The 15041-nt window shown below is 45.8% G+C and carries 10 protein-coding genes; 5 read left to right on the top strand and 5 right to left on the bottom strand.

Annotation, left to right across the window (positions count from 1 at the left end; translation table 11 throughout):
- Positions 1–346 precede the first annotated feature (346 nt).
- Positions 347–865, bottom strand: coding sequence for a hypothetical protein (locus QUB35_RS12610; protein WP_333102109.1), 519 nt, complete (start codon positions 863–865; stop codon positions 347–349).
- Positions 866–885: 20 nt separating this feature from the next.
- Positions 886–1971 (bottom strand): ParM/StbA family protein, encoded by a 1086-nt coding sequence (locus QUB35_RS12605; RefSeq protein WP_333142223.1) that lies wholly within the window; start codon positions 1969–1971, stop codon positions 886–888.
- Between the two features lie 411 nt (positions 1972–2382).
- Here QUB35_RS12605 and ftsH2 point away from each other — a divergent pair, with 411 nt between their 5' ends.
- The 5 genes from ftsH2 (at position 2383) to QUB35_RS12580 (ending at position 10768) form a co-directional block, all read left to right on the top strand.
- Positions 2383–4269, top strand: coding sequence for an ATP-dependent zinc metalloprotease FtsH2 (gene ftsH2 / locus QUB35_RS12600; RefSeq protein WP_006633417.1), 1887 nt, complete (start codon positions 2383–2385; stop codon positions 4267–4269).
- A 179-nt stretch (positions 4270–4448) separates the two neighbouring features.
- Positions 4449–4814, top strand: coding sequence for a hypothetical protein (locus QUB35_RS12595; protein WP_333142222.1), 366 nt, complete (start codon positions 4449–4451; stop codon positions 4812–4814).
- Between the two features lie 245 nt (positions 4815–5059).
- Complete coding sequence (locus QUB35_RS12590; RefSeq protein WP_333142221.1) at positions 5060–6349, top strand: aminopeptidase P N-terminal domain-containing protein; 1290 nt, start codon at positions 5060–5062, stop codon at positions 6347–6349.
- Positions 6350–6604: 255 nt separating this feature from the next.
- A complete protein-coding gene (locus QUB35_RS12585; protein WP_333142220.1) occupies positions 6605–9532 on the top strand; it encodes a PAS domain S-box protein in 2928 nt (975 codons plus the stop codon).
- Between the two features lie 6 nt (positions 9533–9538).
- Positions 9539–10768 carry an ATP-binding protein gene (locus tag QUB35_RS12580; protein ID WP_333142219.1) on the top strand — a complete coding sequence of 410 codons (1230 nt, stop codon included), beginning with the start codon at positions 9539–9541 and terminating at the stop codon, positions 10766–10768.
- 15 nt (positions 10769–10783) lie between these two features.
- Here QUB35_RS12580 and QUB35_RS12575 read toward each other — a convergent pair whose 3' ends face one another.
- The 3 genes from QUB35_RS12575 to QUB35_RS12565 all read right to left on the bottom strand — a co-directional run bounded on the left by QUB35_RS12575 (position 10784) and on the right by QUB35_RS12565 (position 15040).
- Positions 10784–11365: an HAD family hydrolase gene (locus QUB35_RS12575; protein ID WP_333142218.1), complete on the bottom strand. Its 582-nt coding sequence runs from the start codon at positions 11363–11365 to the stop codon at positions 10784–10786.
- Between the two features lie 268 nt (positions 11366–11633).
- Positions 11634–12782 (bottom strand): ATP-binding protein, encoded by a 1149-nt coding sequence (locus QUB35_RS12570; protein ID WP_333142217.1) that lies wholly within the window; start codon positions 12780–12782, stop codon positions 11634–11636.
- Positions 12779–15040: a WD40 repeat domain-containing protein gene (locus QUB35_RS12565; RefSeq protein ID WP_333142216.1), complete on the bottom strand. Its 2262-nt coding sequence runs from the start codon at positions 15038–15040 to the stop codon at positions 12779–12781. Before QUB35_RS12565 ends, QUB35_RS12570 begins: the two co-directional genes overlap by 4 nt.
- Position 15041: the final 1 nt, after the last annotated feature.

Below are 15041 nucleotides of genomic sequence, written 5' to 3'. Positions count from 1 at the left end.
CTACAAGCACTTATATTCTTGCCTTCAGCTTGGTTATCGCTTACAGCCCCACGCCAATCTGATTATTTGCTTTGATAGTGTAGAGGCAACTTATTTATATAGCGGTTGCGTACTACCAAGGTTTTTCACCTAAATCAGAGTGGCTAAATTCATTCTAAGCTGTCGCGCATTTAAATTGTATATTCAGGGCGGGCGTCCCGCCCAACCCCTACTCCCCACAAGACTTTAATTTTTTTTGACAGACAACTTAAATGCCGCAACAGCTTATATGATATAAATATCTCTGGCAAATGTAAGTGATTGTTAGCAAATGTCAGAAAAAGTCTTACTGTTAATCTACCTCATTTTAGAAATCTTGGGGTAACAAAGAACTTAAACGCTCCAACAAAGGATCGGAATCCCGAGGAGGAGCAACTTCAGCATCAGACACTACATTATCATCCGCCACAGATTCAGATTCAATCGGGCCAGGCTCTACTACTTTTGAAACTGGGGCAAAAGAAACTTGAGCAAACTTACTGTTAACACTCCCCTGCAATTGATCCAACTGCGCGCTGAGTTGATTCAGGTGATGTTCCAGTCCCTCCAAACGGCTTAATTCCTCTGCCGAAACATTGTGCTCAAACTCAGCAAATTTTACCACAAGTTCAGCAATACGCTGTTCCAACCGCTGAAAGCTCTGTGTAGAGCTAGCAGACTCAGATACAGACAAAAACTGCCACAAAGCTTGCTTGCAGAGATTGCTGAAAGTCTGATACTTCGTGAAAGCCAACTCTTTTTCAATAGCGGCCAGCAAAGTTTGATCCGCAGCATCTTCCGTAAACGCCACCGAGAAATTCGCCTTATTTTTTGCCCACAGTGCCATAGGGTTCAAGCCTTAATGCGTTACTTTATCGTGGCTAGCTGAGCCTCAGCATAAATAAACTGTCCCAAAGCATTAGCTTTCCGGGAAGGCTGAGCCAAGTGAGCCTTAAGATTGGCGTCTTTAAGCAAAGGTTGCAAAACCTCCCAGAAAAACTCGCCGCCACCGCCAGTCAGAACCACATCCGTCACACGTTCGGGCAGCCACTGCACCAAACGTTCGGACAGTTCGTTAGCGAAAGCCTCCCGCAAGTCCTTAATAATCGGATCCAAATTAGTCGGCTTAGTCGCTCCTCTGGGACGGTAAAAACGCTGGCCCTCGGGTTTATTCACCGCTTCCAGTAAAGACAGAGATTGAGGGTCAGCTCCCGGAATCTTTGAGGCAACTTGTTCGTAGAACTTGTTCATTGCGAAGGAATCGCTCTTTGAAGCCGCCCGGGCGAACCGGAAACGATCGACCATTAACAAATCGGTAGTTTGGTGTCCGATATCAACAACAGCCACCGACAGTTCGGGCAACTCCGGCGTAAACTCCTTGTTATCTTGAGCCTCGCACCAAATCAGGCTGCCGAACCCTTCCGGCATCACCCAAACGTGACTGATGTTAATATCCACACGCTCGCCCCGGTACACCACAACGTGGGGAGAGCGCAGTTGGCTGATAATCTCTTCCTTTTCCTTCTCAAACTGATCCTGCGAATAAAACGGCAAACCCAGCACAACTGCTATTTCGCCTTTCATCTGGAAATATCCAGCACAGGAAAAGACCTTAACCAAAGCATCTACTACTTTCGACTGGTCAGCGCCACCGAGATTAGCGCCAAAATCTGCCGCCAATTGACCGATCGCGTAGCCCTTGCCCTGGTACTCCAGCCACATATCCAACAGAGGGTCTGTTGCTTTGGACTCAAAGCTGCCACCCCGCACCTTTTCCACGGGCATAGTAGCCACGTTGGCAGGGATGAAAACAACGCTACTAGGGTTGCGACTCACGCAAGCTTTAGTTGCCGTCCGACCCAAATCAGCACTAATAATCGATTTGTTGTTAGAAGCGACTTTAGTCTGCTGGGTCAGCATAGCCGAATTAGGAACAAGCTGTCTAGTTGTCATTGAAATGTGTTACCTCACTGAGCCTCACCATTATCATGCCTTATCCCTTGACACTGCCACGCTTAAAGACAGTGGGTTTTGCGGCGATTCTTCTAACTCTACCTAGATCGGTATCGAAATCAGCACCAAACATTATATTCGGGACGATCGCCCTTAATAGATTTTAGATTTTAGATTTTAGATTTTAGATTTTAGATTTTAGAGGCGACAACAGGGGCCGCGGTCCGGGGGCTTGTACCCTGGATGGTTTCGGTCGAGGAGTATTCTCGATCGATCGCGGCAATACGGCCTGTTGCCTGAGAGTGCATTGTTAAGTTAAATTTAGTTAAGATTCTGAGTGTAAACTTTTGTCGCACTTCTCCGACACCGCGATCTTACCCGATCTGTCCCCAATTCAAGGCATCCGCATTTATGAAAATTTCTTGGCGAACTATACTACTTTGGACTTTACCCGCCTTAGTCATCGGCTTTTTCTTGTGGCAGGGGGCCTTTGCCCCATCTCCGGCAGAAATGAGCAAGAACACCGCCAGCACCCGCCTAAGCTACGGTCGATTCTTAGATTACTTAAACGCCGGTCGAGTGACCAGCGTTGACCTTTACGACGGAGGTCGGACGGCTATTGTCCTAGCAGTCGATCCCGAACTGGACAATCACGAGCAGCGGTGGCGGGTAGACTTGCCCTCAAATGCCCCGGAACTGGTTTCTAGGCTCAGAGACTCCAAAATCAGCTTCGACACTCACCCACTACGCAACGACGGCGCTGTCTGGGGACTTTTAGGCAATCTAGTATTTCCCCTCTTGTTAGTAGGAGGCCTGTTTTTCCTCTTCCGCCGCGGTGGCAACGTGCCAGGGGGCCCTGGCCAAGCCATGAACTTTGGCAAATCCAAAGCTCGCTTTCAAATGGAAGCTAAAACAGGCGTACTGTTCGACGACGTAGCAGGCGTTGAGGAAGCCAAAGAAGAACTACAAGAAGTAGTGACATTCCTCAAAAAACCCGAACGCTTCACCGCAGTCGGGGCAAAGATTCCCAAAGGCGTGCTGCTAGTGGGCCCTCCCGGAACCGGTAAAACCTTGCTGGCAAAAGCGATCGCAGGCGAAGCCGGCGTGCCTTTCTTCAGCATCTCCGGTTCGGAATTTGTGGAAATGTTCGTCGGTGTCGGCGCTTCCCGCGTTCGGGACTTGTTCAAGAAAGCTAAAGAAAATGCTCCTTGCATCATCTTTATTGATGAAATCGATGCAGTGGGTCGCCAGCGCGGCGCCGGTATCGGCGGCGGTAACGACGAACGCGAACAAACCCTGAACCAGTTGCTGACCGAAATGGACGGTTTTGAGGGCAATACTGGCATTATCATCATTGCTGCCACGAACCGCCCCGACGTGCTCGACTCAGCGCTGCTGCGTCCGGGACGTTTTGACCGCCAAGTTAGCGTAGATACGCCGGATATCAAAGGCCGCTTGGAAATTTTGGAAGTTCACGCGCGCAACAAGAAGCTGTCTGCGGAAATTTCTTTGGACGCCATCGCCCGCCGTACTCCTGGTTTTACCGGCGCTGATTTGGCTAACTTGCTCAACGAAGCTGCGATTTTAACCGCCCGCCGCCGCAAAGAAGCGATTACGATGCTCGAAGTTGACGATGCAGTCGATCGCGTGGTAGCAGGTATGGAAGGCACTCCCTTGGTGGACAGCAAGAGCAAGCGCTTGATTGCTTACCACGAAATCGGCCACGCGATCGTCGGTACAATCATTCAAGCCCACGATCCAGTTCAAAAAGTTACCTTAGTTCCTCGCGGACAGGCCCGCGGCTTGACTTGGTTCATGCCCAGCGAAGACCAAGGTTTGATTTCTCGATCGCAAATTTTAGCCCGCATTAGCGGTGCTTTGGGTGGCCGCGCAGCCGAAGAAGTAGTTTTCGGCGATGCCGAAGTAACCACCGGTGCCGGCAACGATTTGCAGCAAGTAAGCGGCATGGCGCGGCAAATGGTGACTCGCTATGGGATGTCTACCTTGGGCCCGATCGCCCTGGAAGCCCAGCAAAGCGAAATTTTCCTTGGCCGCGACTACACAGCGCGATCGGAATATTCCGAAGAAATAGCCTCTCGGATTGACGGACAAGTTCGATCGATTGTCGATCACTGCTACGACGACGCCCGCCGAATTATTCGCGAAAATCGCACCGTGATCGATCGCTTAGTCGATTTGTTGATCGAAAAAGAAACCATCGACGGCGAAGAGTTGCGCCTAATTGTCTCTGAATACACTTTTGTTCCTGAAAAAGAACAATACGTTCCTCAGCTTTAAAAAGAAGAGTGAATATTGAGGGCGAATAGAATTCGCTGCTACACAAACAAAGTCCGCCTGCGCGGACTGAAGAAATTCAACCCGCGCAGGCGGGTTTTGTCTGTGTAGCAGCGGTTTCAACCGCCCAGTCAAAAGAAACTTCTTCCTCCTGCTATATGATTAAGAGTTCATCGATTTGTTTGATAGTAATTTCAACATTAATTTTTGGCATTAATTTGAGCGCCCGCGCCGAAAAATTAAGATGTTTTGTAGATATTTGCATCGACTCCAGCAGCGTTGAATTAAGCAAATCCGATATTCCCGGTGCTCCCTCTTATCCAGTCAGAACTATTTTAGTAACTCAACAGTTTAGTAACGAGAAATTGTTGGCGCAAATGGAAGTTGACTGCAAGCAACGACAGTTGAGAACTGTCAGAGTTAGCCAAGATGGCGAAAATTGGTCGAATTTCGATCGGAGATGGACTTTAGTAGATCGCAACTCATCTTTGTCTGGGCTGGTTGACTATACTTGTCAATTGGCGATCGCAGAACCAGAGAATAAATAAGTATAGCCTTTCTCAGTAATATGAGGTGTACGCTTGATAAGCGGGCATAGGGCATAGGGCATAGGGCATAGGGCATACCTCACCAAGATTGAGAACTGCTGTAGACCCAGAAAAAAAACAGAGCACCTATATCTTCAACCCTTGCCTTGCGGGTGCAAGTCTGACAAGCAGCGCTTGAAACCGCTGAGTGTTAATATTACACTCAATCTAAAATCTAAAATCTAAAATCTAAAATCTAAAATCGGATGACCAACCCCACCGAATATCGGCAAAGACGCGAACAGTTAATGGCAAAAATTGGCAGCGGGACGGCGATATTTCGCAGCGCACCCGCAGCCGTCATGCACAACGATGTAGAATACGCCTACCGACAAGATAGCGATTTTTTCTACTTAACAGGTTTCAACGAAGCTGCGGCGGTAGCAGTGCTCGCGCCGCACCACGAAGAACACAAATTTGTCTTGTTTGTGCAGCCAAAAGACTTGGAAAAAGAAACTTGGCACGGTTATCGCGCCGGAGTAGAAGGCGCTAAAGAACTTTACGGCGCGGATGAAGCTTTTCCCATCGCCGAACTTGCGGAAAAACTGCCGAAATATTTAGAAAAGGCCGATCGCATATACTATCACTTCGGGCGCGATCGTACTTTCGACCAAACAGTCCTCAATCACTGGCAGCGCTTGATGGCAACCTACCCAAAACGCGGCACAGGCCCGACAGCGATCGAAGATTCCAACATCATTTTACACCCGATGCGGCTGGTGAAAAGCGAAACTGAATTAGCATTAATGCGAAAAGCCGCTAATATCTCAGTTGCAGCGCACAACCGCGCCCAAGAATTCGCTAAGCCGGGCAGATACGAATATGAAATTCAAGCTGAAATAGAACATACTTTTGGCTTAAATGGCTGCACTCCCGCTTACCCTTCAATTGTTGCATCCGGTTACAATTCCTGCGTCCTCCACTACATCGAAAACAACCGCCAAATGCAGGAAAACGATTTGTTGCTAATAGATGCTGGTTGTGCTTGCGGTTACTACAACGCCGATATTACTCGCACCTTTCCTGTTAGCGGCAAATTTACAACTGAACAACAGATAATTTATGACTTAGTTTTGCAAGCACAATTGCAGGCAATTAGTCAAGTATATCCGGGAAATCCTTACAGCAAAATTCACGAAACAGCAGTGCGCGTTTTGGTGGAAGGTTTAATGGATTTAAAACTTTTGGTGGGGGACATTGAAGAGATAATTAAAGAAGAGAAATACAAGCCATTTTATATGCACCGCACTGGTCATTGGCTGGGATTGGATGTGCACGATGTCGGCGTTTATCAGTACGGCGAAAATCCGCAAGTTTTGCAGGCAGGACAAGTGCTGACGGTGGAACCGGGGATTTATATTTCTCCTTATATTAAACCGGTTGAAGGACAGCCGGAGGTTCCTGAAAAATGGCGCGGTATTGGTGTGAGAATTGAAGATGATGTTTTGGTAACATTGGAAAGTCATGAAGTCTTGACGGCGGGAGTTCCTAAATAATTGTTGACTGTTGACTGTTGACTGTTGACTGTTTGAACAATACCGATGCAACCGGAAACGATTTATGTAGGGTGCGGATCTGTTCTATGGTTCAATGGAATTTGCTCCTTGACGGGTGGCGACGCACCTTAGTTACAACTTGATTGTGTGTACCGCATATAAATTGAATCTGCTGTAAGTTGGCAGTGCAGGCTTGAGCTTTGTTAGTATTAACTTGAAAAAGCTCAAGCCTTTACTGCTAAACCTAGAGCAATTATGTGTATTGATCCTACCAAGATCGATCGACCTCTGGAAACCTGCGAAGCATTGGTAGCAGAGCAAAAAGCAAAAATTCGGCAACTAGAAGAGGATTTGCAGCAGCAGAGAGAATTGTGCCAGAAATTAGAAGCACAACTCAAAGCAGTCGAGAATCCTGGCATTTCGGGCTCCGTAACTGAATCGGATATCACCGAGGACGATCGTATTCGGTTAATCACATCTCTGGAAAAAAGCCAGGAAATGTACCGAACTCTCATCAAACATTATCCGAATGGGTCGGTGTTTTTGTTCGATCGCGATTTGCGCTATACTCTGGTTGACGGCCAAGGTTTGGCAGTAGTTGGTTTGTCCAAAGAACAGTTGGAAGGCAAAACATTGTGGGAAGTATCCCCACCTGAAGATTGGCAACTTTTTGAGACTACATATCGCGCTGCTTTGGCAGGAAAAGAGAATACTTTTGAATATAAATACGGCGATCGCATTTATTCAACAACAATTGTTCCCGTCAAAAACGACCGGGAAGAAATTTTTGCAGGAATGGTCGTTACTCAAGATATTACCGAAAAAAAACAGGCAGAAATAGCGCTGGAAGAAATCAAAAATCAGCTACAAATTAAATATCAAAAGCGCACTGAGGACTTGAAAACAGCCAACGATCAATTGCAGGAAGAAGTTCTCTCTCGCTGGCGCGCCGAAAAAGCTCTGCGGAAAAGCCAGGAACAGCTAGAATTGTTTTTCTCTCAATCTTTAGATGGTTTTTTCTTTATGATGCTGGACGAACCCGTCCACTGGGACGATACAGTTGACAAAGAAAAAGTTTTGGATTACATATTTGCTAACGGGCGGGTAACGAAGGCAAATGATGCTTTGATAGCTCAATACGGAGGTACTAGGGAAGAGTTTATTGGCCGGACGCTTTACTCTTTCTTGTCGCACGACTTGACTGGTAGCAGAGAGATAATCAAGCAATTTTTTGATGCTGGCAGAATTCACATCGAAAATGAGAATCGCACGTTTGACGGAGTTCCAGTTTGGATAGAAGGCGACTATATTTGCATTTACGATTCCCACGGCAGAATCATCGGGTATTTTGGCGTACAGCGCGATATTAGCGATCGCAAAAAAGCAGAAGCAACCCTCAGAGATAGCGAAGAACGCTTTCGGGCAACCGTCGAACAAGCGGCAGTCGGTATTACCCACCCTGACGCAACAGGCCGCTATTTGCGAGTCAATCAAAAATTCTGCGATATAGTGGGATATACTGCGAGCGAACTGCTGTCGCGAACTTGGATGGACGTTACTTACCCAGAAGATATAGATGCAGATTTAGAACAAAACAAGCAATTATTTGCCGGCCAAATTGACAGTTTTAAAATGGAAAAACGCTTACTGCACAAAGACGGCACTGTAGTTTGGGTAAATATTACAGTATCGCTCATCCAAGAACCGCTGAGCGGGGCAGTTTACAATCTAGTAGTGACAGAAGATATTAGCGATCGCAAAAAAACCGAAGCAGCGCTGAAAGAAAGCGAAGAAAGGTTCCGAGAGCTAGCAGAAAACATTGAAAGCGTGTTTTGGATGGTAAACGTTCAACCCCAGGAAATTATTTATATCAGTCCGGCTTACGAAAAGATTTGGGGCCGAAGCTGCGCTGATTTGTATGCTAACAGGCGCTTTTTTGCAGATTCCCTCCATCCAGAAGATCGCGAGCGCGTTATTGCTAATTTAACTAGACAAATTGAGTCTGAAGACGAGATAGAATATCGAATTGTCAGGCTGGACGGCAAAATACGCTGGATTCGCGATCGGGCTTTTCCCATTAGAAATCAATCTGGTAAAGTTTACCGCATCGTGGGCATTGCGGTAGATATTACCGCAGGCAAACAGGCAGAAAAAACCATCCGCGAAAGTGAAGAACGCTTCCGCCAGTTAGCAGAAAATATCCAAGATTCCTTCTGGCTAATGTCTGCGGACTTCACCGATTTATTGTATCTGAGTCCAACTTACGAACAAATCTGGGGGCGCAGTCGCGAAGAATTGTATGCTGATCCATTAAAAATGATGGAGTGGGTGCATCCAGAAGATAAACTCCTGTTGGAAGAGGCAATGGGGCGAGTTTTGCAGGGCGAGTCCACCAATACCGAATATCGGATTTTTCTGCCAGACGGCACAATTCGCTGGGTGTGCGATCGAGCTTTTCCCATTTACGACGAATCGGGCAAAATTTACCGCATCGCGGGTATTGCCGAAGATATCAGCGATCGCAAATGTACCGAGGCCCGCATCCAAGCAGCACTCCGCGAAAAAGAAGTATTGCTCAAAGAAATTCACCACAGAGTCAAAAATAATATGCAGGTAATTTCCAGCTTGCTGCAACTTCAAGCTCAATATATTGAAGACGAACCGACGCTAGCTTTATTTGAAGAAAGCCAGACCCGTATCCATTCAATGGCTCTGATTCACGAGCAACTTTATCAATCCGAACATCTCGATCGCATCGCCCTTCCCCCCTACGTCGAAAACTTGGTTGCTAATTTGTATCAATCTTTTGGTTGCGGCAACACTGCCATCCAATTCAATCTCAACCTTGACCCAATTTATTTAAACATAGAAACAGCCATTCCTTGCGGTTTAATTATAAACGAAGTAGTTTCTAATTCCCTAAAATATGCTTTTAGCAAAAGTGCGAAAGGTGAAATTAACATAGAATTTAAGGAATTAAGTTTTCAGGAACTCCAATTAATTATTCAAGATAATGGTAGCGGATTCCCGGCGGGTTTCGACGTAGAAAATCCTGAAACATTAGGATTGCGATTAGTGAGAATGTTGTCTTGCCAATTAGATGCGAGTATTGCCATTGACAGTCAGTGTGGAACCTGCTACACTTTAATTTTTAAAGAGTTAAATTATCGGCGACGCATTTAAGGAAAAATGAACCCTATAAAAATTTTGGTTGTCGAAGACGAAGTTATTGTAGCGCAAGACATAGCAGGCCGATTAAAAAAACTGGGATATGCAGTAACCGCTACAGTTTCTTCAGGAGAAGAAGCAATTCAAAAAGCTCTAGAAACCCCGCCCGATTTAGTGTTGATGGACATCGTGCTTAAAGGTGAGATAGACGGGGTAACAGCAGCCGAAAAAATCAGAACTAATATGAATGTACCGACAGTATTTTTAACAGCTTATGCCGACGATAAAACGCTGCAAAGAGCGAAACTTACAGATCCATTCGGTTACATTATAAAACCATTTCAACAAAATGATTTACGGGTGGCGATCGAGATTGCCCTGCACAGACACGAAATCGAAACCAAGATGCGAGAATCTCTCAAAGCCGCGGAAGCAGCCACAGAGTCGGTGGAAGAAAAATCGCACCGCCAAAACCAGTATATTTCAATGGCCGCTCACGAATTGCGGAACCCGCTCAACGCGATTTTAATCTCTGCGGAACTTCTAGAGCTCGATCGAACTCGCAGCCGTGACGAATCCCAAGTTAGAACCCTGCGCCTGGTGCACTCAGCTACCCAAAAGATGAACCAGCTAATCGATGATATGCTGTTTATGGGGAGAGCAGAAGCAGGTCAACTCAAATGCAATCCATTACCGATAAATTTAGTCGAATTTTGTCAAGACTTGCTCGATCAATTGCAGTTAGGAAATGAAGCCAAGCACAAACTAACATTAATCCCATCAGATGTTACCAGTGCAATATTAGATCAACAATTGCTGCACGGCATTATTTCTAACTTAATCGTCAACGCCATGAAATATTCTCCAAACGGCGGGCAAGTCACCTTGGAATTGGAATACCGTCAAGCAGGCGAGGGAGACAAAGAAGCTATTTTCTGCTTATCTCCTCAGTGTTTGTTTGGCAATTCCCTATTTACAAATATTAACTCTCCCTTACTAATTATGCGTATCCGAGACGAAGGTATCGGCATCCCAGAAACCGAAGTAGGGAAAATATTTGAAATGTTCTACCGCTGCAAGAATACGGGAAAGATTAAAGGTAACGGTTTGGGATTAACCATTGTTAAAAAAGCTGTCGAATTGCAAGGAGGCGCGATCGCCTGCGAAAGCAAAATGGGCGTGGGTACAACCTTCACAGTCGCGCTTCCTTACGTAGCACTTTCCTGTTCGACTCAACGGCAAAAAACTTAAATGCCCCTACAAAAACTAATCAAAGTGTTGCAAAATCCAGTCCACCGCCACCGCTAAATTTGCTGCAATAAAATCCGGTTTAGTATGGTGCTGATACTCCCCACTCAACACGCTTTCCCCGTAACCAGTCTGCACCAAAATACCAGTACAGCCGGCATTGTGAGCCATATCAACATCAGTCGCTTTATCCCCCACCATAAAACTATTTCGCAAATCCAAATCGTATTCCCAAGCCGCCGCTACTAACATTCCTGTATTTGGTTTTCGCCAAGTCGAATACCGCGTAAATTCTGGGTTTTTTCCGCCTTCGGCTGCGCTTAAATAAGGACAGTAATAAAGAGCATCTAACTTTGCTCCGGCTTCATTTTCTAATAAGTGACACAGGCGTTTGTGCAAAGCTTCTATGTGGCTAATCGGATTATAATCCCTCGCTGGGCCCGATTGATTGGAAACCAAACAGCAAAATATTTGTTGGTCATTTAAGCGGCGTACAGCTTGGGCTATTCCGGGGATTAAATTCAAATCTTCTACTTTGTGGATGTAGCCGACTTCGATATTGAGAACGCCATCGCGATCGAGAAATACTGCTCGTTTCATTGTTGTATTGTTTTTGATATAATATAAAACTCGGTGGCATCGGAATTGATATTACTTAAACTTTTCCTCCGCTAGTCCTCCCGCCTACCCGCTAGTCCGCCAGGGAATGAATTCCCTGTCTAATAGCTAAAGTCCTCTAAAAGAGGACTGAATCATTCATTAGTCCTCTGAAGCGAGGACTTTCGCTTTGAGGCCGGGGTTTCAACCCCTGTCGGACTATCGGTTTAACGTGTTTGTTGACTCCAATGGACACGGCGCCGTGTCCTCATCATGATTCTAAAATAGATTGTTTGCCTAGCCATTCGCGGAAACTATTATGATACAAACTATAGCAAATTTCTCCTTCGATTTCTTGTTTATTTAAGAACTCTATCCAATTGTCTAATGTTTTTTCAACATCGTATTCATCCTGATCAATTATATTGGCGATCGCACTTACAGACAAACCTGTTGGGGATTTTACCAAAACATTCAGCACAGACAAGTCGATCGCCGATAAGCCCTCACCTCCCATCCGCAGCCAGTGGTTTTGATAATAGGCTGCTAAACCGGGAGGAAGTTCAGAGAGAAGTGAGGACTCTCCCAGATTAGCATCGGGGCGTGAATTCTCGGCGATCGCCCTTAACATTTGACTCAGATACATGAAATTGTTTTCGCTGACAGTGGCGAGTTGTTGGCAGAATTCGGGTTGAGTTAAATCCGGTGCGGTTGATAGGTATTGCTGAATGTAGTTAAGGACATCTTCCCGATTTTGGGCGGGATAATCTCTTAAATCGAGAGTTTGAGAGGGGGTTTCAATTAACAAACCGGATTTCTCTCTCAAAAACGGGCGGCGGGCGAGGATAAAATAAGTACGATCGCCCAAATATCTCGGCAGATAAAACAGATTTGTGCTGGGAGGCTGACTCGTGCGGGCGATCGCGTCTACAGAATCAATTACAATTATCAACCGTTGGCGATGACGTGCCGTCTCGCAAGCTACGTTTAATTTATCGCTAATTTGCTGAAGCAACAAAGACAGAAACCAACTCCCATCATGGGATTCGAGATTTTGAAGTTGAGATTTTAGCTTGAGGATTTCGGATGTTTCCCCATTGGCGGCAAGGTATTTGTCAATCAGTTGAGTGCAGACTGAAGCGAGAAAATCTTCAGCTCGATTTTTGCCCTCAACTGCAGCGTTGTAATAGATACTGCGAGGATGGGCGGTGACATATTGAGCGAGGATGGAACTTTTGCCGCAGCCGGGAGTGCCGACAATTGTGAAATAACCGTGGCTGTGGGAGTCCAGAAAGTCGGAAATGGCAGAAAAAACAAACTTGCGCCCTGTAAAATTCTCGGTTTTTTCTCGCAGGAGTTGCTGAAATTCTTTTGGGTAAGCGGCGGTAGAGATCGGAGTTGGCAGAGGTGAGGAATTCATGTTAGTTCCTCCATCCCTTCTAGCCGCAGGAAATATACTCGGCCGGATTGGTCGCCTGCCACAATTGTTACTCCATCGGGTGCAATGGCGCAACAGGCGATCGGATTTTCAAGCGTGAAACTAGCAATGAGATTTCCAGTCGATAAATCCCATAGTTTGATGGTGTTGTCATCTGAACCAGAAATCGCTCGCTTGCCATCAGTAGTGACGGCTACTACATTTACCGATTTGCTGTGATCGGTAAGAGTAAACAGTTCCTTTCGAGTCGTTAAATCCCAGATTTTAAGGGTGTTGTCTCTCGAAGCAGAAATTGCGTGCTTGCCATCAGCAGTGACAGCTACTGCATTTACACGGTCACTGTGACCAGCAAGAATAAACAGTTTCTCTCCTGCTTTTAAATCCCAGACTTTGATGTGGTACGAACCAGAAATCGCCAACTTTCCATCAGCAGTGACAGCTACTGATGTTACCAAGGAACCCTCATCAGCAAGAATCAACAGGTTATCTCCAGTTTTTAAATCCCAGACTCTGATACCCTTGAAACAATGAGAAAGCACCCGCTTGCCATCAGCAGTGAATGCTAGTACATTATCCAAGAATCCGCTATCTTTGCGAGTAAACAGTTCCTTTCTAGTTGTTAAATCCCATACTTTAATGGTGCTGTTTATATCAGAAATATCCAGCTTTTCACCAACAAAGAGGTTGCCCAACGAACCAGAAATCGCCCGCTTGCCATCAGCAGTGACGGCTACTGCTGTTACCGGGTATCTGTGACCCGTAAGAGTAAACTGTTCCTTTCCAGTGGTTAAATCCCACACTTTGAGGGTGTTGTCTCTCGAACCAGAAACCGCCCGCTTGCCATCAGCAGTAACGGCTACTGCTGTTACCGAGTAGGTGTGATCCGTAAGAGTAAATTGTTCCTCTCCTGTTGTTAAATCCCATACCTTGAGGGTTTTGTCATCAGAACCAGAAATCGCCCGCTTGCCATCAGTAGTGACGGCTATTGATTTTACCGATTGCCTGTGACCAGTAAGAGTAAACAGTTCCTTTCGAGTTGTTAAATCCCAGACTTTGAGGGTGTTGTCTCTCGAACCAGAAATCGCCCACTTGCCATCAGCAGTAACGGCTACTGCTGTTACCGATTTGCTGTGACCAGTAAGAGTAAACAGTTCCTTTCCAGTGGTTAAATCCCAGACGTTGAGGGTTTTGTCTCTCGAAGCAGAAATCGCCCACTTACCATCAGCAGTGACTGCTACTGCATTTATCCAGTCACTGTGACCAGTAAGAGAAAGCAGTTCCTCTCCAGTTGTTAAATCCCAAACTTTGAGGGTTTTGTCTCTCGAACCAGAAACCACCTGCTTACCATCCGCAGTAACGGCTATTGCATTTATCAATTTGCTGTGACCAGTAAGAGTAAAAAATCCTTCTCCTGTTTGTAAATCCCAGACTTTGAGAGTTTTATCATCTGAACCAGAAATCGCTCGCTTGCCATCAGCAGTGACGGCTACTGCATTTACCGATTTGCTGTGCCCAGTAAGAGTAAACTGTTCCTTTCCAGTTGTTAAATCCCAGACTTTAATAGTGTTGTCTCTCGAACCAGAAATCGCCCGCTTAGCATCAGTAATGACGGCTACTGCATTTACCAATTTTCTGTGACCAGTAAGAGTAACCAGTTCCTCTCCAGTTGTTAAATCCCAGATTTTAATGGTGTTGTCTCTGGAACCAGAAATCGCCTGCTTGCCATCACCAGTGACGGCTACTGCATTTACCCAGTGTCTGTGACCTTTGAGGGTGCGGATTACTTCCCTGCTAGGGGGAGTTAAACAAGGTGTCAAAGGACGCAACCACGGTGCTATTTTCTGTTGCTTTACTTTCTCCAGTATTGTATAAACTTGTGGTATTTTTAAGTGTACCAATCGCCCCCACAATTGCTCTGCTAGTTGCGTTTTGTCTCGCTCTAAAATATCCGATGATCTCCACAATACCGAGCGAATCAAGTTCAGAGCTTTTGCTTTTTCTGGGTTGTACTCTGGGTTACTTAATGCTTCTGAATCGTCAACTAAATGGAAATCATCAATCAGTGCCTGCACTCCAAACTCAGGATGTTGAATCTTTGCCATCAGGAAGTTAAAATCGGTTAGTGTTTGATAATACTTTTCTAAATTCCCTGAATTGACATAAATTAGCAGTAAGCTGCCCAGATAAGCACGTTGATAGAAAAGTGGTTTGGCCTCGAACTTGTTAGCAAATTCTCCCATC

It is taken from the genome of Microcoleus sp. B13-B6 (assembly GCF_036705405.1).
In the GTDB taxonomy this organism is placed as follows: domain Bacteria; phylum Cyanobacteriota; class Cyanobacteriia; order Cyanobacteriales; family Microcoleaceae; genus Microcoleus.
Note: the sequence above shows the minus strand (reverse complement) of the source record. Positions and strands in the feature narration are given on the sequence as shown.